The organism is Lelliottia jeotgali (assembly GCF_016771845.1).
Classification (GTDB): Bacteria; Pseudomonadota; Gammaproteobacteria; order Enterobacterales; family Enterobacteriaceae; genus Enterobacter; species Enterobacter jeotgali.
In genome coordinates, this window is record NZ_JAENMQ010000014.1 from 70,062 (window position 1) to 90,617 (window position 20,556).

A 20,556-nucleotide genomic window follows, 5' to 3' on the forward strand; every position below is an offset into this window, starting at 1 on the left:
ATCACGATGATAATGTTCTGATTAAATTGGAGAAATCTTCTTTTATGTCGTGGCTTTCTTCACGTAACTGCTCAATCTTACGACAAGCGTGCAGCACGGTCGTATGGTCACGGCCACCAAACGCATCACCGATTTCCGGCAGACTGTGGTTGGTTAATTCCTTCGCCAGCGCCATCGCCATCTGACGCGGCCTCGCTACTGAGCGGGAACGACGTTTAGACAACAAATCAGCCACTTTGATTTTGTAGTACTCAGCCACGGTCTTCTGAATATTGTCGATCGTGACCAATTTTTCCTGCAGCGCCAGCAAATCGCGCAGCGCTTCACGCACAAAATCGATGGTAATCGCCCGGCCAGTAAAGTTGGCGTTGGCAATCACACGGTTCAGTGCACCTTCGAGTTCACGCACGTTTGAGCGTAGACGCTTGGCGATAAAGAACGCCACTTCACCCGGCAGGCGAATGTCGTTCTCATCGGCTTTCTTCATCAGGATCGCGACGCGGGTTTCCAGCTCCGGCGGCTCGATCGCTACGGTCAGACCCCAGCCGAAGCGAGATTTCAAACGATCCTCAACACCATTGATCTCTTTCGGGTAACGATCCGAGGTCAAAATGATCTGTTGATTACCTTCCAGAAGGGCGTTGAAGGTGTGGAAAAATTCTTCCTGGGATCGTTCTTTATTAGCAAAGAACTGGATGTCATCGATCAGCAGCGCATCAACGGAACGGTAGTAGCGTTTAAACTCTTCGATCGCGTTGTTTTGCAGGGCTTTTACCATGTCCTGAACGAAGCGCTCGGAGTGCATATACACCACTTTCGCATTGGGCTTGCGTGCCACAATACCGTTACCCACCGCGTGCAACAGGTGAGTTTTACCCAGACCGGTGCCGCCATACAGAAACAGCGGATTGTAGGCTCCACCTGGGTTATCTGCCACCTGGCGGGCCGCAGCACGTGCCAGCTGGTTTGATTTACCTTCAACGAAGTTATCGAAGGTGTGTTTGACGTTTACGTTAGAGCGATAGGTCGGTTCAGCCGGAGCCGGAACGTTGTCCCAGCCAGAACGAGCGGGCTGAATAATACGCGGTGTCGGGACATGAATCTGGGCCGGAGCCGCCACATTTACCGTCTCTCTGACAGTTTGCGTGACCGGCTTCGTGCCGACTTCAAAACGCAGCTGCGGGGCATCAGTTCCGCAGAAATCATTAAGCAATCCATTGATATTATTTAGGTATTTATCCCTTACCCAATCGAGCACGAAACGGTTTGGCGCATACAAAGCCAGCGTGTTATCGCTCAGTTCCGCCTGCAAGGGGCGGATCCACATACTGAATTCTGTGGCTGGTAACTCATCCTGCAATCGGGCAAGACACTGCTGCCAAAGCGAAAGTGACACGGCGGACTCCACTCGAACAATAAAAGAAAGATACTGAATATTCGTGATTGTTGGCACACGTCGACAAGACCCTGTGCAAAGGGTGACGTGCGAATTGCTATCTGCAATTTTATCTGACCAGACCCCTTTGGATCCCGATCAGGACCGCGGATCATAGCCTAAACTGCGTCAGAGATCTTCTGTTTCTCACAGATTCTTCCCGATTTATCCACAGGAAGATCCGAAACCGGGTAAGTGTAATCGATCCTGAAGGGAGTGCCCCACGATTTAGCCCGCATATTGGAAAAATTAATGAGCACAGACAATTTTTTGCTTAAATGATCTAATGAAGATCCTGGACGATCCTTGCGCTTTGGTTGGGAGGTCGTATAATCCTCCCCCCTGCGCGTGACGCTCGACTTCCGCGCAGAACGCTGCTCATTTTCCACGCAAAAACGTGCGGAAATACGCGGGAAATAAGGAAAGAGAATTGACTCCGGAGTGTACAATTATTACAATCCGGCCTCTTTAATCACCCTCGCTGAGGCGTTAGTCGTTCGATAATCGTTCGGGTATACGCGCAAGTCAGTGAATTTATTCAAGTTTAGGTAGAAATCGCCATGAAACGCACTTTTCAACCGTCTGTACTGAAGCGCAACCGTTCTCACGGCTTCCGTGCTCGTATGGCTAATAAAAATGGTCGTCAGGTTCTGGCACGTCGTCGTGCTAAAGGCCGTTCTCGTCTGACCGTTTCCAAGTAATAAAGCTAACCCCTGGTGGTTAAGCTAGCATTTCCCAGGGAGTTACGTTTGTTAACTCCCACTCATTTCACTTTCGTCTTCCAGCAGCCACAACGGGCTGGCACGCCGCAAATCACCATCCTCGGCCGCCAAAATTCGCTGGGGCATCCCCGCATCGGTCTAACTGTCGCCAAGAAAAACGTTAAGCGTGCGCATGAACGCAATCGGATTAAACGTCTGACGCGTGAAAGCTTCCGTTTACGTCAACATGAACTGCCTTCAATGGATTTCGTGGTGGTGGCTAAAAAAGGGGTTGCCGACCTCGATAACCGTGCTCTCTCGGAAGCGTTGGAAAAACTATGGCGCCGCCATTGTCGCCTGGCTCAAGGGTCCTGATAGCCTGTATTCGGGTCTATCAGCGCCTGATCAGTCCGCTGCTCGGGCCGCATTGTCGTTTCACTCCAACCTGTTCCAGCTACGGAATTGAGGCATTGCGCAGGTTTGGAATGATAAAAGGCAGTTGGTTGACGGTGAAACGCGTATTAAAATGCCACCCTTTACACCCTGGTGGTGACGACCCCGTCCCACCCGGACCATTTGATACCAGAGAACACTAACGATGGATTCGCAACGCAATCTTTTAGTCATCGCTTTGTTGTTCGTGTCTTTCATGATCTGGCAGGCATGGGAGCAGGATAAAAATCCTCAACCCCAGCCGCAACAGACCACGCAGACAACGACCACCGCAGCGGGTAGCGCCGCCGACCAGGGCGTACCGGCCAGTGGCCAAGGGAAGCAGATTACGGTGAAAACCGATGTGCTGGAGCTGACTATCAACACCCGTGGTGGCGATATTGAGCAAGCACTGCTGCTGACTTACCCGAAAGAGCTGAAGTCAAACGAGCCGTTCCAGTTACTGGAAACGACGCCTGAGTTCCTGTATCAGGCTCAGAGCGGCCTGACCGGTCGTGATGGCCCGGATAACCCGGCTAATGGCGCTCGCCCACTGTATAACGTCGAGAGTGACACCTTTGTACTGGCTGATGGCCAGAACGAACTCGCGATCCCGATGACTTACACTGACTCTGCGGGCAACACCTTCACCAAAACCTTCACCCTGAAACGCGGTGAGTATGCGGTGAATGTGGGCTACAACGTACAGAACGCCGGTGAGAAACCACTGGAAGTTTCAACGTTTGGCCAGCTGAAGCAGTCCATCAATCTGCCGACGCATCGCGACACCGGAAGCAGCAACTTTGCGCTGCACACCTTCCGTGGCGCGGCGTACTCCACGCCAGATGCTAAGTACGAAAAATACAAATTCGATACCATCGCGGATAACGAAAACCTGAACGTCAGTGCTAAAGGCGGTTGGGTTGCGATGTTGCAACAATATTTCGCAACAGCGTGGGTGCCGAATAATAACGGTACCAACAACTTCTATACCGCGAATCTGGGTAATGGCATTGCCGCCATCGGCTACAAATCCCAGCCGGTTCTGGTACAGACTGGTCAAAACGCTCAGCTAGCCAGCACCCTGTGGGTCGGTCCTGAAATTCAGGACAAAATGGCTGCCGTGGCACCGCACCTGGATCTGACCGTAGATTACGGTTGGTTGTGGTTCATCTCTCAGCCGCTGTTCAAGCTGCTGAAGTTTATCCACAGCTTCCTGGGTAACTGGGGCTTCTCTATCATCGTTATCACCTTCATCGTTCGTGGCATCATGTACCCGCTGACCAAAGCGCAGTACACCTCCATGGCGAAGATGCGTATGCTGCAGCCAAAAATTGCGGCGATGCGTGAGCGTCTGGGCGATGATAAACAGCGTCAGAGCCAGGAAATGATGGCCCTGTATAAAGCAGAGAAAGTGAACCCACTGGGTGGTTGCTTCCCACTGCTGATTCAGATGCCAATCTTCCTTGCGCTGTATTACATGCTGATGGGTTCCGTTGAGCTGCGCCACGCGCCATTCGCTCTGTGGATCCATGACTTGTCTGCACAGGACCCGTACTACATCCTGCCGATCCTGATGGGCGTGACGATGTTCTTCATTCAGAAGATGTCTCCGACCACCGTGACCGACCCGATGCAGCAGAAGATCATGACCTTCATGCCGGTCATCTTCACCGTGTTCTTCCTGTGGTTCCCGTCAGGTCTGGTGCTGTACTATATCGTCAGCAACCTGGTGACCATCATCCAGCAGCAGCTGATCTACCGTGGTCTGGAAAAACGTGGCCTGCATAGCCGCGAAAAGAAAAAATCCTGATTCGGTTGAAGCCGGGTAAGCGAAGCGCCACCCGGCGGAAGGAACAGTAAAAAAAGGGCGGTCATCTGACCGCCTTTTTACATTTTAAAAAGAGACATTCCATGAGCCATAACGACACTATCGTCGCCCAGGCAACCCCACCGGGACGCGGTGGTGTAGGCATTCTGCGTATCTCCGGCCTCAAGGCGCGCGAGGTGGCAGAAGCCGTGCTGGGCAAACTGCCAAAGCCGCGCTACGCCGACTATCTGCCGTTTAAAGATGCAGACGGCACCGCGCTGGATCAGGGCATCGCGCTCTGGTTCCCTGGCCCGAACTCCTTTACCGGCGAAGACGTGCTTGAACTACAGGGCCACGGCGGCCCGGTTATTCTTGATCTGCTGTTAAAACGTATTTTAACCTTGCCGGGGCTGCGCATTGCGAAGCCGGGCGAGTTCTCCGAGCGTGCATTCCTCAACGACAAGCTCGACCTGGCGCAAGCTGAAGCCATCGCCGACCTGATCGATGCCAGCTCCGAACAGGCGGCGCGATCTGCCCTGAACTCACTGCAGGGTGCATTTTCCGCGCGCGTGAATCATCTTGTGGAAGCACTCACTCACCTGCGCATCTACGTCGAAGCAGCTATCGACTTCCCTGATGAAGAGATCGACTTCCTCTCTGATGGCAAAATCGAAGCGCAGCTCAACAGCGTGATGTCCGATCTCGACGCCGTGCGCGCCGAAGCGCGCCAGGGTAGCCTGCTGCGCGAAGGGATGAAGGTAGTTATCGCCGGTCGTCCAAACGCCGGGAAATCGAGTCTGCTGAACGCCCTCGCAGGCCGCGAAGCGGCGATCGTGACCGATATCGCCGGGACCACCCGCGACGTGCTGCGTGAACACATTCACATCGACGGAATGCCGCTGCACATCATCGACACCGCCGGTCTACGCGACGCCAGCGACGAAGTCGAACGCATCGGTATCGAACGCGCGTGGCAGGAGATCGAGCAAGCCGACCGCGTGCTGTTTATGGTCGACGGCACCACCACCGACGCGGTCGATCCCGCAGAAATCTGGCCGGACTTTATCGCCCGTCTGCCCGCTAAACTGCCGATCACTGTGGTGCGTAACAAAGCCGATAAAACAGGCGAAACGCTGGGCCTGAGCGATGTGAACGGTCACTCACTCATCCGTCTGTCGGCACGTACCGGCGAAGGCGTGGATGACCTGCGTAACCATCTCAAACAGAGCATGGGCTTTGATACGAGCATGGAAGGCGGCTTCCTGGCACGCCGTCGCCATCTGCAGGCGCTGGAACAGGCCGCGAATCACCTCGATCAGGGCAAAGCGCAGCTGCTTGGTGCCTGGGCCGGTGAATTACTGGCGGAGGAACTGCGTCTGGCGCAGCAAAGCCTGAGCGAAATCACCGGCGAATTTACCTCCGACGATTTGCTGGGCCGCATTTTCTCAAGCTTCTGTATCGGGAAATAACTCCGCTTCTACCGAATAGTGATTTCCTCACAGGAAATCACTATTGTCCAAATGGCAACTCGCTTCTTCCCCATTCTCCCTCTATGCTTCCAGCCTGCATTCATGGGGGGTTTATGGCGCGTTTTCTGTTCTGTAGTTTTGCACTGGTTCTGCTTTATCCATCGGGCATTGATATGTATCTGGTTGGTTTGCCGCACATCGCGCGCGATCTGAATGCCAGCGAAGCACAGCTACACATTGCGTTTTCCGCTTATCTGGCGGGTATGGCATCGTCGATGGTGTTTGCCGGTAAAGTGGCTGACAAAGCCGGAAGACAGCCGGTGGCGATTACCGGTGCAGTGATCTTCGCCCTGGCCTCTGTGCTGTGTTCTATGGCGCAGGACAGTACGCTGTTCCTGACAGGACGCTTCATCCAGGGGATTGGCGCGGGTGGCTGTTACGTGGTGGCGTTTGCCATTCTGCGCGATACCCTCAGCGCTCAGCGCCGCGCAAAAGTGCTCTCCATGCTCAACGGCATCACTTGTATCATCCCGGTGCTGGCTCCGGTGATCGGTTATCTGATTATGCTCAAACTGCCGTGGCAGAGCCTGTTCTGGACGATGGCGGCGATGGGCCTGTTGGTCTTTATCCTTTCCATCACCGTGCTGAAAGAGACACATCCTGGCTCGCATAATGCAGGCAATACCGCGACAATTCAGCCAACAGAAAAGCTCCTGAACCGCTTTTTTATCAGCCGTCTGCTGATTACCACACTGAGCGTGGTCGTCATTCTTACCTATGTAAACGTTTCCCCAGTCTTATTGATGGAAACCATGGGTTTTGATCGCGGGGAGTACTCTACGGTGATGGCGTTGACCGCAATGGTGAGCATGGCGGTGTCGTTCTCAACGCCGTTTGCCCTGAACGTTTTCAGCCAGCACACGCTAATGATGACCTCGCAAATCCTGTTCCTGATTGCTGGCGTAGTGCTGGCGACAGCGAGTTCGCACGCCATAATGCTGGCGGGTATCACCCTGATTTGCGCGGGATTCTCGGTAGGTTTTGGCGTGGCGATGAGCCAGGCCCTGGGGCCGTTCTCACTGCGCGCCGGTGTCGCCAGCTCGGCGCTAGGCATTGCTCAGGTATGCGGCTCGTCTCTGTGGATTTGGCTGGCGGCGGTGATCGGTCTTAATGCGCTGAATATGCTGATCGGGATACTGATTGGCTGTAGCATGGTCTGCATCCTGTTAATCATGGCGATACAGCCCGCAGCGCACTATGAAGAAGCCCATCAGCAGCCTCGACCTTAACCTGTTACTGTGCCTGCAGCTGTTGCTGCAGGAACGCAGCGTCACCAAAGCCGCAAAACGCATGAACGTCACGCCGTCAGCGGTGAGTAAATCGCTGGCGAAACTGCGCGACTGGTTTGACGATCCGCTGTTTGTGAAAACGCCGCTGGGCCTGCTGCCGACACCGCTGACGGTGAGCCTTGAGCAAGATCTGACGGACTGGATGCAAATCGGCAATCAGATCCTCGACAAGCCCCATCACGATTCGCCGAGCGGACTGAAATTCGAAATGGCAGCGGAAACACCGCTAATGCTGATCCGTTTTAATGCCCTGCTTGAGCAGGTGAATCAGCGCTATCCGCAGGCGACCGTGCGGATGCGGCACTGGGATTACGACTCGCTGGATGCCATTACACGCGGCGAGGTCGATCTCGGCTTTACCGGGCGTGAAACGCATCCGCGCTCGCGCGAATTGCTAAAGCTTCTGCCGTGGTTTATCGACCACGAAATCCTGTTCAGCGACAGACCTTGCGTCTATCTGCGCGAGGATCATCCGGCGCTCCAGGAAGAGTGGAATCTCGACACCTTTTTGCGCTATCCCCACATCAGCATCTTCTGGGAACGCAGCGACACATGGGCGCTGGACGAGGTGCTGAGAGAGATGGGCCGCGAGCGCAACATTGCCCTGAGCCTGCCAGGCTTTGAGCAGTCGATGTTTATGGCGGCGCAGCCTGGCCATAACTATATCGCCACCGCGCCTCACTATTGCCATCACTATAATCAGCTCCACCAGCGCAAGCTGGTCAGTCGTCCGATACCGATCGACGAAGCGCTCGCCGAAAAACTCAATGTTCCCTTTACGCTGATCTGGCATAAACGGAACAGCCACAACCCGAAAATTATCTGGCTGAAAGAGACGATTAAGGCATTGTACTGCGATTCTCTGCGTCAGAGATCCGATTTTTCCCTCTAAAAATGTAAAGTTCGGTCCCCAGGCTTCTCATAACGGGATTTACCGATTAAAACAGATGCGAAGTTAAGCGATAATCATGTAACCGTTTAACCTGTCACTGACCATTATCATGGAGCGAAAAATGGCAACGCATTTTGCAAGAGGACTTCTGACCGAAGGACGCCTGGTGTCAGTCAGACTCTCCTCATCCTGTCACGAAGAAGCACACAAGCTCCCGGAGCACCGACGCTCGCGATTTCTGGCTTCACGGGCGTTACTCGCTGAGCTGTTATTCATGCTGTACGGCACGAGCGAGCTTCCGGAGATGATCACCCAGCCCGAAGGCCGCCCGGTTTTTGCCGATCCTGAACTGCCGCGTTTTTCCATCGCCTATACGGGGAATATCGTTGGCGTGGCACTCACAACCGAAGGCGATTGCGGACTGGATATGGAACTCCAGCGCGCCACTCGCGGCTTCCACGGACCCAACGCCCACGACGCTTATCCGTTATCGAGCAATGAAAATCTGTGGGTGCGTAATCAAAACGATCCCAACGAAGCTAAAGCTCAGCTCATTACCCTACGTCAAAGTATTCAAAAGCTCTCAGGCTGCGCGGTGGACGATGCCAGACTGTTACAGCTATTACCCGGCTCAGGCCGCCTGCGGGCGACCAAAGCGGCGCGCGTTGAAGCGCTCAGCGACGCCGAAGACGTGCTTATTTGGTCAATTGCCGTCACCCCAGCAATCGAGCGCCTGAAAATCTGGGAATTTGACAGCCGCGACGGATGGCGTAGCCTTCCTGATGTTCCCGCGCGTGCTAACGAACCCGCCGCACGTCTGATGAGATTAACCAGTTTACCGGCAGAAAAAGCTCTTACCTTTAACTGACCCGCTCATGGGCCATCATGATGAAAAAGGAGTAATCATGTCTGATACGTTGAAAGTTGTTACGTTACTGGGAAGCCTGCGCAAAGGTTCATTTAACGGGATGGTTGCCCGCACGCTGCCAAAACTGGCCCCCGCTGGAATGGTTGTCTCCGCGCTGCCATCAATCGGTGATATTCCGCTGTACGACGCCGATGTTCAGCAGGAAGAGGGTTTTCCGCAAAGCGTGGAAGCGCTTGCAGAGCAGATTCGTCAGGCCGATGGCGTCGTGATTGTCACGCCTGAATATAACTACTCGGTACCGGGTGGGCTGAAGAATGCGATCGATTGGCTTTCCCGCTTGCCGGAGCAGCCACTTTCCGGCAAGCCGGTGCTAATTCAGACAAGTTCGATGGGCGCAATTGGTGGCGCACGCTGCCAGTATCATCTGCGTCAGATTCTGGTGTTCCTGGATGCGATGGTGATGAACAAGCCGGAGTTTATGGGCGGCGTGATTCAGAACAAAGTTGATACGCAGACGGGTGAAGTGGTAGATCAAAGCACGCTGGATCATCTGACCGGTCAGTTGACCGCGTTTGGCGAGTATATTCAGCGAGTTAAAGCCAAATAAAAAGCCCGGTGGCGCTAACGCTTACCGGGCCTACACTCTTCTGTAGGTCAGGTAAGCGAAGCGCCACCTGACACCACAAACCGCACCTTAGTGTGCGTCGATAAACACAATCTTCAGCACGAACAGCAGCGCCACCACGATAACGCATGGGCTCAGTTCGCGGAAACGACCGGTACCGATTTTCATCACACAGTAGGAGATAAAGCCCAGGGCGATACCTTCGGTGATCGAGAAGCTAAACGGCATCATCACGGCAGTCACAAACGCCGGAACTGCTTCAGTTAAATCTTCCCACTTCACACGCGACAGGCTCGACGTCATCAGCACGCCGACGTAGATCAGCGCGCCTGCGGCGGCGTACGGTGGAACCATCCCCGCCAGCGGAGAGAGGAAAATCACCAGCAAGAACAGCAGGCCAACGACGACAGCAGTCAGGCCGGTACGGCCACCGACGGAGACGCCGGAAGAGGACTCGATGTACGCCGTAACAGAAGAGGTGCCGATGAAAGAACCCGCTACCGACGAGATGCTGTCCACATACAGCGCCTGCTTCATGCGCGGGAATTTACCTTTCTCATCCGCCAGACCGGCTTTATCGGTCACGCCGATAAGGGTACCTGAGGAGTCGAACAGGTTTACCAGCATGAAGGAGAAAATCACACCCGCCAGGCCGAGGTTAAAGGAGCCAGCCAGATCAACATGGCCAATCACGGTGGTCACACTCGGTGGTGCAGAGACAATGCCGTTGTAATGCACGTCGCCCAGCATCCAGCCCAACAGGGTGGTCACAATAATAGACACCAGAACTGCAGCGTGGATATTACGCGAGGCCAGAATCGCAATGATAAAGAAGCCCAGCACGCCCAGCAGTACGCTGTGAGAGGTCAGGTTGCCGATGCTCACCAGGGTATCCTGGTTAGGGACGATGACACCGGCGTTTTTCAGCCCCATCATGCCGATGAACAGACCGATACCGCTGGTGATACCCACGCGCAGGCTCACCGGGATATTGGCAATCATCCAGTAACGCACGCGGAAAATGGTCAGCAGCAGCAGGCCGACAGCGCCCCAGAAGATAGCGCCCATTCCCACTTGCCACGGCAGGCCCATCGCCTGCACAACCACGAAGGCGAAGAAGGCGTTCAGACCCATTGCCGGTGCCAGAGCAACCGGAAGGTTGGCGAACACGCCCATCAGGATGCTGCCGAGAGCGGCGATCAGACAGGTGGTCACGAAGACGGCGCTGGTATCCATGCCAGCAACGCCCAGAATTTGCGGGTTAACAAAAACGATATAAACCATCGTCAGGAAGGTGGTAAAACCGGCGATCACTTCGGTGCGTGCCGTTGTGCCGTGCTCGCGCAGTTTAAACACGCGCTCAAGCAGACCCTGACCAGATGTCTGGGTAGTGTGTTGTTGGCTCATCATCAGTTTCCGAACAAGGAGGGAAAAATCCGTCGCTATCCTATACCAAAATGCGACAATAGGCGCGTTTGCGAGATACTTTTTTTCATTGATTTTGCTTATACGGCAACGATTGCGTCTCGCAAAACTGCATTACGTAAACGTTAAACTTGTTAAAAGGGAAAGGCATGTCCGGAATTGAAGCGGTATTTTTCGACTGCGACGGTACGCTGGTCGACAGTGAGGTCATTTGTTCCCGCGCGTATGTCAGCATGTTCCAGGAATTTGGCATTACGCTCGATCTCGAAGAGACATTTAAACGCTTCAAGGGCGTCAAATTGTACGAGATCATCGACATTATCAACGCTGAGCACGGCGTCAGTCTGGCGAAAGCCGACTTAGAACCGGTTTACCGCGCCGAGGTCGCACGCCTTTTCGACTCGGAACTGGAAGTGATTGCCGGAGCGAATGCGCTGCTCAATGCAATGACGGTGCCGATGTGTGTGGTGTCTAACGGCCCGGTCAGCAAAATGCAGCACTCCCTCGGCAAGCTTGAAATGTTGCACCATTTCCCGGAAAAACTGTTCAGCGGCTACGATATCCAGCGCTGGAAGCCTGATCCGGCCCTGATGTTCCACGCCGCAAAAGCGATGAACGTGAACGTTGAGAACTGCATTCTGGTGGATGATTCCAGCGCAGGCGCGCAGTCAGGGATTGATGCGGGGATGGAGGTGTTTTACTTCTGCGCCGATCCACATAACAAGCCGATCAACCATCCGAAAGTGACGACCTTTACCGATCTGGCGCAGTTGCCGGAGCTGTGGAAGGCGCGCGGGTGGGATATTACGCGTTAATGAAAAAAGCCGGATGGCGCTAGCGCTTATCCGGCCTACAAGTCCCGTAGGGCGGGTAAGCGAAGCGCCACCCGCCAATAAGATCACTCTTTCGGGTCTTTACCCGCCAGCAGCTTATCCAGCTCATCCCCGCCCACGTGACGGAAATCTTGTCCTTTCACGAAGTAGAAGATGTATTCACAAATATTCTGGCAGCGGTCGCCGATACGCTCGATAGAACGCGCGCAGAACAGCGCGGTCAGCACGCTTGGAATGGTGCGTGGATCTTCCATCATGTACGTCATCAGCTGACGCACGATGCCTTCATATTCCTGGTCGACCTTCTTGTCTTCACGGTAAATACGTACCGCTTCATCCAGATCCATACGCGCGAACGCATCCAGCACATCATGCAGCATCTGCACCGTATGACGGCCCAGGGATTCCAGGCTGACCAGCAGCGGCTGGTGCTGGTGGGAGAATTTCTCAAGCGCGGTGCGGCAGATTTTATCCGCCACGTCGCCAATACGTTCCAGCTCAGCGATGGTTTTGATGATCGCCATCACCAGACGCAGGTCGCTCGCCGTCGGCTGACGTTTCGCGATGATGCGCACGCAGGCTTCGTCGATCGCCACTTCCATCATGTTGACGTTTTTGTCACCTTCGACAACGCGCTTCGCCAGCTCGCTGTCCTGGTTGTGCATGGCGGTGATCGCATCAGAAAGCTGCTGCTCGACCATGCCACCCATCGTCATCACCTGGGTGCGGATACTTTCCAGCTCTGCGTTGAACTGGCCGGAAATGTGTTTGTTAAGATTGAGATTGTCCATGATTCACTCCAAATCAACCGTAGCGGCCAGTAATATAATCTTCGGTTTGTTTCTTCGCGGGCCTGGTGAACAGAGCATCTGTGTCACTAAACTCAATCAACTCGCCCAGGTACATAAACGCCGTATGGTCGGAACAACGCGCTGCCTGCTGCATGTTGTGAGTCACGATCACCACGGTGTAATCCTGTTTCAGCTCGGTGATCAGCTCTTCGATACGACCGGTGGAGATCGGGTCGAGGGCCGAGCACGGCTCATCCAGCAGCAACACTTCCGGGCGAATGGCGATACCGCGCGCAATGCACAGACGCTGCTGCTGACCACCGGAGAGAGAGTATCCGCTCTGGTGCAGTTTATCTTTGGTTTCGTTCCATAATGCGGCCTTGGTCAAGGCCCACTGCACGCGCTCATCCATATCAGCACGCGAGAGCTTTTCGAACAGACGCACGCCAAAGGCGATGTTGTCGTAGATCGACATCGGGAACGGCGTCGGTTTCTGGAACACCATCCCCACTTTGGCACGCAGCAGGGCGATGTCCTGGGTATTGGTCAGAATATTGTCGCCATCCAGCAGAATTTCGCCTTCCGCGCGCTGCTCAGGATACAGTTCAAACATCTTGTTAAAGGTGCGCAGCAGGGTGGATTTCCCACAGCCTGATGGACCGATAAATGCCGTGACCTGGTTTTTGGCGATATCCAGGTTGATGTTTTTCAGGGCATGGAATTTACCGTAGTAGAAGTTCAAATCACGAACCTTAATCTTACCCGGTGCAGTATCAACCATACTCATTGACTCATTTCCTCATTCGGCGCCGCGTAGTGCCGCGCCGTCAAAATTAACCGTGTTTCTGCTTCGCGAAAATGACGCGCGCCAGAATGTTCAGCAACAGTACGCAAAGGGTAATAATCAGCACCCCGGCCCAGGCCAGCTGCTGCCACTCCGCGAACGGGCTCATCGCAAATTTAAAGATGGTGACCGGCAGGTTAGCGATCGGCTGCATCATGTCCGTGCTCCAGAACTGGTTGGAGAGCGCGGTGAACAGCAGCGGCGCGGTTTCACCCGCGATACGAGCAATCGCCAGCAGGATACCGGTCATGATCCCCGACACCGACGCTTTCAGGGTGATCGCCGAAATCATCTTCCATTTCGGTGTCCCCAGCGCATAAGCCGCTTCACGCAGGCTGTCCGGCACCAGTTTCAGCATGTTCTCGGTGGTACGAATCACGATAGGCACCTGCAGCAGCGCCAGCGCAATCACGCCCGCCCAGCCGGAGAAGTGTTCCATCTGTGCGACCACGATGGTGTAAACGAACAAACCGACCACGATAGACGGCGCAGAAAGCAGGATATCGTTGATGAAACGAATCACTTCTGCGACCCAGGATTTACGGCCATATTCCGCCAGATAAATCCCCGCCATGATGCCGAGCGGCGTACCGACAGCGGTCGCCCACAGGATCAGTAATCCGCTACCCGCCAGGGCGTTCGCAAGACCACCACCAGCGGTATTCGGCGGCGGAGTCATTTCGGTGAACAGCGCAATCGACATACCATCGATACCGCGCGTTACGGTAGAGAACAAGATCCACACCAGCCAGAACAGACCAAACGCCATAGTCGCCATCGACAGCGTCAGCGCCAGACGGTTTTTCATACGGCGACGCGCCTGCATTTTGCGGCGAGATTCAGCCAGTTGAGCGGTGGACTGCATTTCGAGCGTTGTCATTAGCGTGCCCCCTCACTTTTTGCGAGGCGCATAATCATAAACTTAGAGATCGCCAGAACAATGAAGGTGATAACAAACAGGATCAGACCCAGCTCCATCAGCGCCGCCACGTGCAGCCCCGATTCCGCTTCAGCGAACTCATTCGCCAGCGCAGAGGTGATGCTGTTGCCAGGCATGTACAGCGAGACGCTGTCGAGCTGGTAAGTGTTACCGATGATAAAGGTCACGGCCATAGTTTCACCCAGCGCGCGACCTAAGCCGAGCATTACACCGCCAATCACACCATTTTTGGTGAACGGCAGAACGATACGCCAGATAACTTCCCAGGTGGTGCAGCCGATGCCGTAGGCCGACTCTTTCATCATCACCGGAGTTTGTTCGAACACATCGCGCATAACCGCCGCAATGTACGGAATAATCATGATAGCGAGGATAACGCCTGCGGCCAGGATACCAATCCCGAACGCCGGGCCGGAGAACAGCGCGCCCACAAACGGGATATTGGAAAGAATGTTCCCCACCGGTTCCTGGAAGTAAGTCGCAAACAGTGGCGCAAAGATGAATAAGCCCCACATGCCGTAAACGATACTCGGGATCGCCGCCAGCAGTTCAATCGCGATACCCAGAGGGCGCTTCAGCCAGTTTGGTGCCAGCTCTGTCAGGAACAGGGCGATACCAAAGCTTACCGGAACCGCGATCAGCAGGGCGATGAACGAGGTCATCAGCGTGCCGTAGATCGGCACCAGCGCACCGTAGATGTCGTTTGGCGCGTCCCACTCTTTGGTCCACAGGAAGGCAAAACCGAATTTCTGGATGCTCGGCCAGGAGGAGAATATCAGTGACACGATAATGCCGCCCAGCAGCAATAGCACAATCAGCGCAGCCAGTCTTACCAGCGCGCTGAAAATTTTGTCACCATGTTTCCCCGGAGGGCTAAAAGCAGGCTTGGTTGCAGCCATAAATCACTCTTCTATTTTGAGACGTTTTACGATTATGCCCGGTGGCGCTTACGCTTACCGGGCCTACAGATTAAACCGTAGGGCGGGTAAGTGTAGCGCCACCCGCCATCTTCGTTAAATATATCCTGTTAGTACAGCGCTTTACCGCTGCTGTCTTTGACGTTGGTTTTCCATGCAGCACGAATCTGCTCAACCACGCTGTCCGGCAGGCTGGCGTAATCCAGGTCATTAGCCTGTTTGCCGCCGTTTTTGTACGCCCAGTCAAAGAACTTCAGCACTTCAGCGCCCTGCTCAGGTTTCTTCTGATCTTTGTGGACCAGGATGAAGGTGGTAGACGTGATTGGCCACGCGCCGTCACCTTTCTGGTTAGTCAGATCCTGTGCGAAGGTTTTGCTCCAGTCTGCGCCTTTAGCAGCATTCGCAAAGTTCTCTTCAGTCGGGCTAACCGGTTTGCCATCGGCAGAGATCAGCTTGGTGTAAGCCAGGTTGTTCTGCTTAGCGTAAGCGTACTCTACGTAGCCGATTGAGCCAGGCAGACGCTGTACGAACGCGGCGATACCGTCGTTACCTTTACCGCCCAGACCAGTCGGCCAGTTCACGGTAGAGCCCGAACCGATTTTGGATTTCCACTCTTCGTTCACTTTCGCCAGGTAGCTGGTGAAGACGAAGGAGGTACCGGAACCGTCAGCGCGACGAACCACGGCGATGTTCTGCGAAGGCAGTTTGACACCTGGGTTCAGTTTGGTGATGGCTTCGTCATCCCATTTTTTGATTTTGCCGAGATAGATATCACCCAGGGTTTTGCCATCCAGCACCAGTTCGCCAGATTTCAGGCCAGGGATATTCACGGCCAGCACAACACCACCGATAACGGTTGGGAACTGGAACAGACCTTCCTGCGCCAGTTTGTCATCAGACAATGGAGCGTCTGATGCGCCGAAATCGACGGTGTTCGCGGTAATTTGTTTCACGCCACCGGAGGAGCCGATACCCTGATAGTTAACCTTGTTACCGGTTTCTTTCTGGTAAGTATCAGCCCATTTGGCATACACCGGCGCAGGGAATGTTGCACCAGCGCCAGTCAGGCTTGCTTCTGCGAATACAGAGAAAGCGCTCAGAGATAAGGTCGCGGCGACAACAGTTGCGACAGTGGTACGCATAACTTTCATAATGTCTCCTGCAAGATTTCGTAAATCATTGTTTGAGTGGCTACGATGAGCAAAGTAGGACAAACAGGTGACAGATAAATGTACGAATTATGACAGTTTTATGACACTGAAAGTTTGATTTAAGAATTGGCAAAATTATCATTAACAATCATCGTGTTAGCCGACTATATGACAGTGCGATTTCAGAAAAATTTTATTTCTATGACACTAAAAAAGTAGCTGAAGATGACAGATTGTCATAAATAAAAAAAACGGGAGGGGGTGAAAAAAGCTCCACCCGAAAGTGGAGCCTGAAGGGATTATTCTACGGTAACGGATTTCGCCAGGTTACGTGGCTGATCGACGTCGGTTCCTTTGATCAGCGCGACGTGATACGCCAGCAGCTGCAGCGGAACGGTGTAGAAGATTGGGGCAATAACTTCTTCGACGTGCGGCATCTCGATGATGTGCATGTTGTCGTTGCTGACAAACCCGGCATCCTGATCGGCGAAGACGTACAGCTGGCCGCCACGGGCACGCACTTCTTCGATGTTCGATTTCAGTTTTTCCAGCAGTTCGTTGTTAGGCGCCACAACAATCACCGGCATATCGGCATCAATCAGCGCCAGCGGGCCGTGTTTCAGCTCGCCAGCAGCGTAGGCTTCCGCATGGATGTAAGAGATCTCTTTCAGCTTCAGTGCACCTTCCAGCGCAATAGGATACTGATCGCCACGGCCAAGGAACAGGGCGTGGTGTTTGTCAGAGAAATCTTCAGCCAGGGCTTCGATGCGTTTGTCCTGGGACAGCATCTGCTCGATACGGCTCGGCAGCGCCTGCAGCCCGTGAACGATATCGTGCTCAATAGAGGCATCCTGGCCTTTCAGACGCGCCAGTTTCGCCACCAGCATCAACAGCACGGTCAGCTGAGTGGTGAACGCTTTGGTCGATGCTACGCCGATTTCGGTGCCCGCTTTGGTCATCAGCGCCAGATCGGATTCACGCACCAGCGAAGAGCCTGGGACGTTGCAGATCGCCAGAGAACCGAGATAGCCCAGCTCTTTTGACAGACGCAGCGCCGCCAGGGTATCCGCCGTTTCGCCGGACTGGGAAAGGGTGATCATCAGGCTGTTACGGCGCACAGCAGATTTGCGGTAGCGGAATTCCGAGGCGATTTCGACATCGCACGGCACGCCCGCCAGCGCTTCAAACCAATAGCGCGAAACCATACCCGAGTTGTAAGAGGTGCCGCAGGCCACGATCTGGATATGCTCGACGTTCGCCAGCATTTCGTTGGCGTTGGCACCCAGCTCGCTCAGGTCCACCTCACCGTGGTTAATACGCCCGGTCAATGTGTTCTTTATCGCGTTCGGCTGCTCGTAGATCTCTTTCTGCATGTAATGACGGTACGCGCCTTTGTCGCCCGCATCGTACTGCAGATTCGATTCGATCTCCTGACGCTTGACCAGCGCGCCGGAATTATCAAACACCGTCACGCTGCGACGGGTCACTTCCGCGATGTCACCCTCTTCGAGGAAAATAAAGCGACGCGTCACCGGCAGCAGAGCCAGCTGATCGGAAGCAATGAAGTTCTCGCCCATACCCATGCCGATAACCATCGGGCTGCCGGAACGTGCCGCCAGCAGGGTGCTTGGATCGCGAGAATCCATGATTACCGTACCGTACGCGCCACGCAGCTGAGGAATGGCGCGCAACACGGCTTCGCGCAGCGTACCGCCCTGCTCAAGCTCCCAGTGAACCAGGTGCGCGATAACTTCGGTGTCAGTTTCAGAGACAAAGGTATAGCCACGCGCTTTCAACTCTTCGCGCAGCGGTTCGTGGTTTTCGATAATGCCGTTATGCACCACCACAATGTGTTCAGACACATGCGGGTGCGCGTTGCCTTCTGAAGGTTCGCCGTGCGTCGCCCAGCGGGTGTGCGCGATGCCGGTTCCGCCGTGCAGAGGCGTTTCTTCCGCGGCTTGCGCCAGCATTTGCACTTTACCGAGACGACGCAGACGAGTCATATGACCTTCTGCATCAACGACTGCCAGACCGGCTGAGTCGTAGCCACGGTATTCCAGACGACGTAAACCTTCGAGAAGGATTTCAGCAATATCACGCTGCGCAACTGCGCCAACAATTCCACACATAGTTAGATTTCCTGAGAATGGCGTTATGCCATGCGTTGTCGCTGACCTGTATTACTCTTCGTCCTTCACGCTGTGACTGCGTTGGCTGCACGTGCTCGCCATGGTCACTTACTTAAGTAAGCTCCCATGGACTCTCACGTTTGCCGCCTTGTCACAACGCGAAATCCTTTGAGTATGCCTTTTTAGGGCGCCCCGAGCCTTGTAGAGAGTGGGGTTATATTTTTAGGTACTGCCTTTGGGCGGGGGATTATGTTATCCCCTCACCCCACATCCATCGGCGACGCCGACAGACAAAATTGTAGGGCGGGTAAGCGAAGCGCCACCCGCCTTGTTGTTACTTTTTCTTCACCGGGCGCTGCCAGCCTTGCTTGTGCACCTGCGGTACGCGGCTGAGCACCAGCTCATTATCCGCCACATCGCGCGTCACGGTCGTTCCGGCAGCGATGGTCACGCCTTTACCGATCGTCACCGGAGCCACCAGCTGGGTATCGGAACCGACAAACACATCGTCACCGATGATGGTTTTAAACTTGTTCGCGCCATCGTAGTTACAGGTGATCGTACCCGCACCGATATTCACGTTGTCGCCGATTTCCGCATCGCCCAGATAGCTCAGATGGCCCGCTTTGGAGCCTTTACCCAGACGCGCTTTTTTCATTTCAACAAAGTTGCCAACGTGCGCGCCTTCCAGCAACTCAGCGCCTGGACGCAGACGCGCGAACGGACCGATGGTGCAGGCCGCTTCCAGGTGCGCATCTTCTACTACGCTGTATGGACTAATCTCGCAGTCATCGCCAATGACGCTGTTTTTGATAACACAGCCAGTGCCGATTTTGACGCGATTCCCAAGCGTGACCTGACCTTCAATAATAACGTTAGTGTCAATTTCGACATCGCGCCCATGTTCCAGCGTCCCGCGCAGGTCAAAACGCGCCGGATCGCGAAGCATCACGCCCGCCAGCAGCAGTTTTTCGGCCTGCTCGGCCTGATAAACACGTTCCAGACGGGAAAGTTGCAAGCGGTTGTTCACGCCCTCAACTTCGCTCAGACGCTCGGGATGAACAGCGACAATCTCATTCCCTTCGTGGTGCGCCAGGGCAATGATATCGGTGATGTAGTATTCACCCTGTGCATTGTTATTGTTCAGTTTTGCCAGCCAACGCTTCATGTCCGCGCCGTTGGCGATCAGGATACCCGTATTGATTTCCTGAATCTGACGCTGTTCGTCTGAGGCATCTTTGTGCTCAACGATGCCGGTCACTTTGCCGTTTTCACGCGTGATGCGGCCATAGCCGGTGGGATCGTCGAGTTTTACGGTCAGTAAGCCGATTCCACCCTGCGGTTTGGCTTCACGCAGGCGAGTCAGCGTTTCTACCGCGATCAGCGGGACATCGCCGTAGAGCATCAGAATGTCTTCGTCATCCGCAAAGAACGGCGCGGCCTGCTGCATCGCATGGCCCGTTCCCAGCTGTTCTGCCTGAAGGACCCAGTTGAGTTTGTCATCACGCAGGGTTTGCTTGAGCAAATCTCCGCCGTGGCCATACACCAGATGGACCTTGCTTGCGCCAAGTTCCCCAGCAGCATCAATGACATGCTGCACCATTGGCTTTCCTGCCAGCGTGTGTAGCACCTTAGGAAGATCGGAATACATGCGCGTACCTTTGCCAGCGGCAAGGATGACCACGCTCATCGTATTATTCAACATACGCGTCCTGACTGTAATTTGAGTGAGAAGTAAAACCCTTTGACGTTGAAAATTCTACATATTTTGCGTCATAAAATGGAACGCTGGTAAAACGTTCAACATCCGGCGATATTCGCTATTTGAGGATAGTTTTGCGGTCAGAGTAAATCACTTTTTCTCTGGAAAATAGCTTTCTTAAGGCTAGTCGCAAGGGTTCACAACAGGTTAGCGATTTTTTCGCCTCAAGAATAAAGATCCGCA

19 protein-coding genes are annotated in these 20,556 nt (G+C 54.3%); 10 read left to right on the forward strand and 9 right to left on the reverse strand.

From position 1 onward, the window contains the following. Nucleotide 1: 1 nt before the first annotated feature. Entirely contained in the window at nucleotides 2-1,396 is a 1,395-nt protein-coding gene (gene dnaA, locus JBO43_RS20190; protein ID WP_100778280.1) for a chromosomal replication initiator protein DnaA, read from the reverse strand. A 599-nt stretch (nucleotides 1,397-1,995) separates the two neighbouring features. Between dnaA and rpmH the strand changes: the two genes are divergently transcribed. The 9 genes from rpmH (at nucleotide 1,996) to JBO43_RS20235 (ending at nucleotide 9,563) form a co-directional block, all read left to right on the forward strand. Next, complete coding sequence (gene rpmH, locus JBO43_RS20195) at nucleotides 1,996-2,136, forward strand: 50S ribosomal protein L34 (protein WP_003023858.1); 141 nt, start codon at nucleotides 1,996-1,998, stop codon at nucleotides 2,134-2,136. 15 nt (nucleotides 2,137-2,151) lie between these two features. Next, complete coding sequence (rnpA, locus tag JBO43_RS20200; protein WP_095284128.1) at nucleotides 2,152-2,511, forward strand: ribonuclease P protein component; 360 nt, start codon at nucleotides 2,152-2,154, stop codon at nucleotides 2,509-2,511. Beyond that, entirely contained in the window at nucleotides 2,475-2,732 is a 258-nt protein-coding gene (gene yidD, locus JBO43_RS20205; protein ID WP_095284126.1) for a membrane protein insertion efficiency factor YidD, read from the forward strand. The genes rnpA and yidD overlap by 37 nt, the downstream gene beginning before the upstream one ends. 2 nt (nucleotides 2,733-2,734) lie before the next feature. Then, entirely contained in the window at nucleotides 2,735-4,381 is a 1,647-nt protein-coding gene (gene yidC, locus JBO43_RS20210; protein ID WP_202674922.1) for a membrane protein insertase YidC, read from the forward strand. A gap of 101 nt (nucleotides 4,382-4,482) precedes the next feature. Then, the gene (mnmE, locus tag JBO43_RS20215) at nucleotides 4,483-5,847 is read left to right on the forward strand and encodes a tRNA uridine-5-carboxymethylaminomethyl(34) synthesis GTPase MnmE (protein WP_095284122.1); all 1,365 of its coding nucleotides are present in this window, start codon (nucleotides 4,483-4,485) and stop codon (nucleotides 5,845-5,847) included. 113 nt (nucleotides 5,848-5,960) lie between these two features. Beyond that, a complete protein-coding gene (locus JBO43_RS20220; RefSeq protein WP_202674923.1) occupies nucleotides 5,961-7,136 on the forward strand; it encodes an MFS transporter in 1,176 nt (391 codons plus the stop codon). Next, nucleotides 7,105-8,088 (forward strand): HTH-type transcriptional regulator YidZ, encoded by a 984-nt coding sequence (yidZ, locus tag JBO43_RS20225; protein ID WP_103947847.1) that lies wholly within the window; start codon nucleotides 7,105-7,107, stop codon nucleotides 8,086-8,088. The genes JBO43_RS20220 and yidZ overlap by 32 nt, the downstream gene beginning before the upstream one ends. A 121-nt stretch (nucleotides 8,089-8,209) precedes the next feature. Further along, nucleotides 8,210-8,956: a 4'-phosphopantetheinyl transferase family protein gene (locus tag JBO43_RS20230; protein WP_202674924.1), complete on the forward strand. Its 747-nt coding sequence runs from the start codon at nucleotides 8,210-8,212 to the stop codon at nucleotides 8,954-8,956. A gap of 37 nt (nucleotides 8,957-8,993) precedes the next feature. Continuing rightward, nucleotides 8,994-9,563 (forward strand): NADPH-dependent FMN reductase, encoded by a 570-nt coding sequence (locus tag JBO43_RS20235; RefSeq protein WP_202674925.1) that lies wholly within the window; start codon nucleotides 8,994-8,996, stop codon nucleotides 9,561-9,563. Between the two features lie 87 nt (nucleotides 9,564-9,650). On the opposite strand, the gene adeP is transcribed toward JBO43_RS20235, so the two are convergent. Then, nucleotides 9,651-10,988 (reverse strand): adenine permease AdeP, encoded by a 1,338-nt coding sequence (gene adeP / locus JBO43_RS20240; RefSeq protein WP_146052597.1) that lies wholly within the window; start codon nucleotides 10,986-10,988, stop codon nucleotides 9,651-9,653. A gap of 167 nt (nucleotides 10,989-11,155) precedes the next feature. On the opposite strand from adeP, the gene yieH reads away from it, so the two are divergent. Next, nucleotides 11,156-11,821 (forward strand): 6-phosphogluconate phosphatase, encoded by a 666-nt coding sequence (gene yieH / locus JBO43_RS20245; protein ID WP_202674926.1) that lies wholly within the window; start codon nucleotides 11,156-11,158, stop codon nucleotides 11,819-11,821. Nucleotides 11,822-11,904: 83 nt separating this feature from the next. Here yieH and phoU read toward each other — a convergent pair whose 3' ends face one another. The 7 genes from phoU to glmU all read right to left on the reverse strand — a co-directional run bounded on the left by phoU (nucleotide 11,905) and on the right by glmU (nucleotide 20,316). After that, the gene (gene phoU / locus JBO43_RS20250; protein WP_095284109.1) at nucleotides 11,905-12,630 is read right to left on the reverse strand and encodes a phosphate signaling complex protein PhoU; all 726 of its coding nucleotides are present in this window, start codon (nucleotides 12,628-12,630) and stop codon (nucleotides 11,905-11,907) included. Between the two features lie 13 nt (nucleotides 12,631-12,643). After that, complete coding sequence (pstB, locus tag JBO43_RS20255; protein WP_095284108.1) at nucleotides 12,644-13,417, reverse strand: phosphate ABC transporter ATP-binding protein PstB; 774 nt, start codon at nucleotides 13,415-13,417, stop codon at nucleotides 12,644-12,646. A gap of 46 nt (nucleotides 13,418-13,463) precedes the next feature. Beyond that, the gene (pstA, locus tag JBO43_RS20260) at nucleotides 13,464-14,354 is read right to left on the reverse strand and encodes a phosphate ABC transporter permease PstA (protein ID WP_095284106.1); all 891 of its coding nucleotides are present in this window, start codon (nucleotides 14,352-14,354) and stop codon (nucleotides 13,464-13,466) included. Next, nucleotides 14,354-15,313 (reverse strand): phosphate ABC transporter permease PstC, encoded by a 960-nt coding sequence (pstC, locus tag JBO43_RS20265; protein WP_095284105.1) that lies wholly within the window; start codon nucleotides 15,311-15,313, stop codon nucleotides 14,354-14,356. The genes pstA and pstC overlap by 1 nt, the downstream gene beginning before the upstream one ends. Nucleotides 15,314-15,441: 128 nt before the next feature. Further along, nucleotides 15,442-16,482, reverse strand: coding sequence for a phosphate ABC transporter substrate-binding protein PstS (gene pstS / locus JBO43_RS20270; protein ID WP_095284103.1), 1,041 nt, complete (start codon nucleotides 16,480-16,482; stop codon nucleotides 15,442-15,444). 299 nt (nucleotides 16,483-16,781) lie between these two features. Next, nucleotides 16,782-18,611, reverse strand: coding sequence for a glutamine--fructose-6-phosphate transaminase (isomerizing) (gene glmS, locus JBO43_RS20275; RefSeq protein WP_202674927.1), 1,830 nt, complete (start codon nucleotides 18,609-18,611; stop codon nucleotides 16,782-16,784). A gap of 334 nt (nucleotides 18,612-18,945) precedes the next feature. Then, nucleotides 18,946-20,316 (reverse strand): bifunctional UDP-N-acetylglucosamine diphosphorylase/glucosamine-1-phosphate N-acetyltransferase GlmU, encoded by a 1,371-nt coding sequence (glmU, locus tag JBO43_RS20280; protein ID WP_095284100.1) that lies wholly within the window; start codon nucleotides 20,314-20,316, stop codon nucleotides 18,946-18,948. Between the last annotated feature and the right edge of the window lie 240 nt (nucleotides 20,317-20,556).

What these genes read in the sequence shown, in the direction of transcription:
- rpmH (WP_003023858.1), top strand. Translation starts at nt 1,996, where the DNA reads ATGAAACGCACTTTTCAACCGTCTGTACTGAAGCGCAACCGTTCTCAC.
- yidD (WP_095284126.1), top strand. Translation starts at nt 2,475, where the DNA reads ATGGCGCCGCCATTGTCGCCTGGCTCAAGGGTCCTGATAGCCTGTATT.
- yidC (WP_202674922.1), top strand. Translation starts at nt 2,735, where the DNA reads ATGGATTCGCAACGCAATCTTTTAGTCATCGCTTTGTTGTTCGTGTCT.
- mnmE (WP_095284122.1), top strand. Translation starts at nt 4,483, where the DNA reads ATGAGCCATAACGACACTATCGTCGCCCAGGCAACCCCACCGGGACGC.
- JBO43_RS20220 (WP_202674923.1), top strand. Translation starts at nt 5,961, where the DNA reads ATGGCGCGTTTTCTGTTCTGTAGTTTTGCACTGGTTCTGCTTTATCCA.
- yidZ (WP_103947847.1), top strand. Translation starts at nt 7,105, where the DNA reads ATGAAGAAGCCCATCAGCAGCCTCGACCTTAACCTGTTACTGTGCCTG.
- JBO43_RS20230 (WP_202674924.1), top strand. Translation starts at nt 8,210, where the DNA reads ATGGCAACGCATTTTGCAAGAGGACTTCTGACCGAAGGACGCCTGGTG.
- JBO43_RS20235 (WP_202674925.1), top strand. Translation starts at nt 8,994, where the DNA reads ATGTCTGATACGTTGAAAGTTGTTACGTTACTGGGAAGCCTGCGCAAA.
- adeP (WP_146052597.1), bottom strand. Translation starts at nt 10,988, where the DNA reads ATGAGCCAACAACACACTACCCAGACATCTGGTCAGGGTCTGCTTGAG.
- yieH (WP_202674926.1), top strand. Translation starts at nt 11,156, where the DNA reads ATGTCCGGAATTGAAGCGGTATTTTTCGACTGCGACGGTACGCTGGTC.
- phoU (WP_095284109.1), bottom strand. Translation starts at nt 12,630, where the DNA reads ATGGACAATCTCAATCTTAACAAACACATTTCCGGCCAGTTCAACGCA.
- pstB (WP_095284108.1), bottom strand. Translation starts at nt 13,417, where the DNA reads ATGAGTATGGTTGATACTGCACCGGGTAAGATTAAGGTTCGTGATTTG.
- pstA (WP_095284106.1), bottom strand. Translation starts at nt 14,354, where the DNA reads ATGACAACGCTCGAAATGCAGTCCACCGCTCAACTGGCTGAATCTCGC.
- pstC (WP_095284105.1), bottom strand. Translation starts at nt 15,313, where the DNA reads ATGGCTGCAACCAAGCCTGCTTTTAGCCCTCCGGGGAAACATGGTGAC.
- pstS (WP_095284103.1), bottom strand. Translation starts at nt 16,482, where the DNA reads ATGAAAGTTATGCGTACCACTGTCGCAACTGTTGTCGCCGCGACCTTA.
- glmS (WP_202674927.1), bottom strand. Translation starts at nt 18,611, where the DNA reads ATGTGTGGAATTGTTGGCGCAGTTGCGCAGCGTGATATTGCTGAAATC.
- glmU (WP_095284100.1), bottom strand. Translation starts at nt 20,316, where the DNA reads ATGTTGAATAATACGATGAGCGTGGTCATCCTTGCCGCTGGCAAAGGT.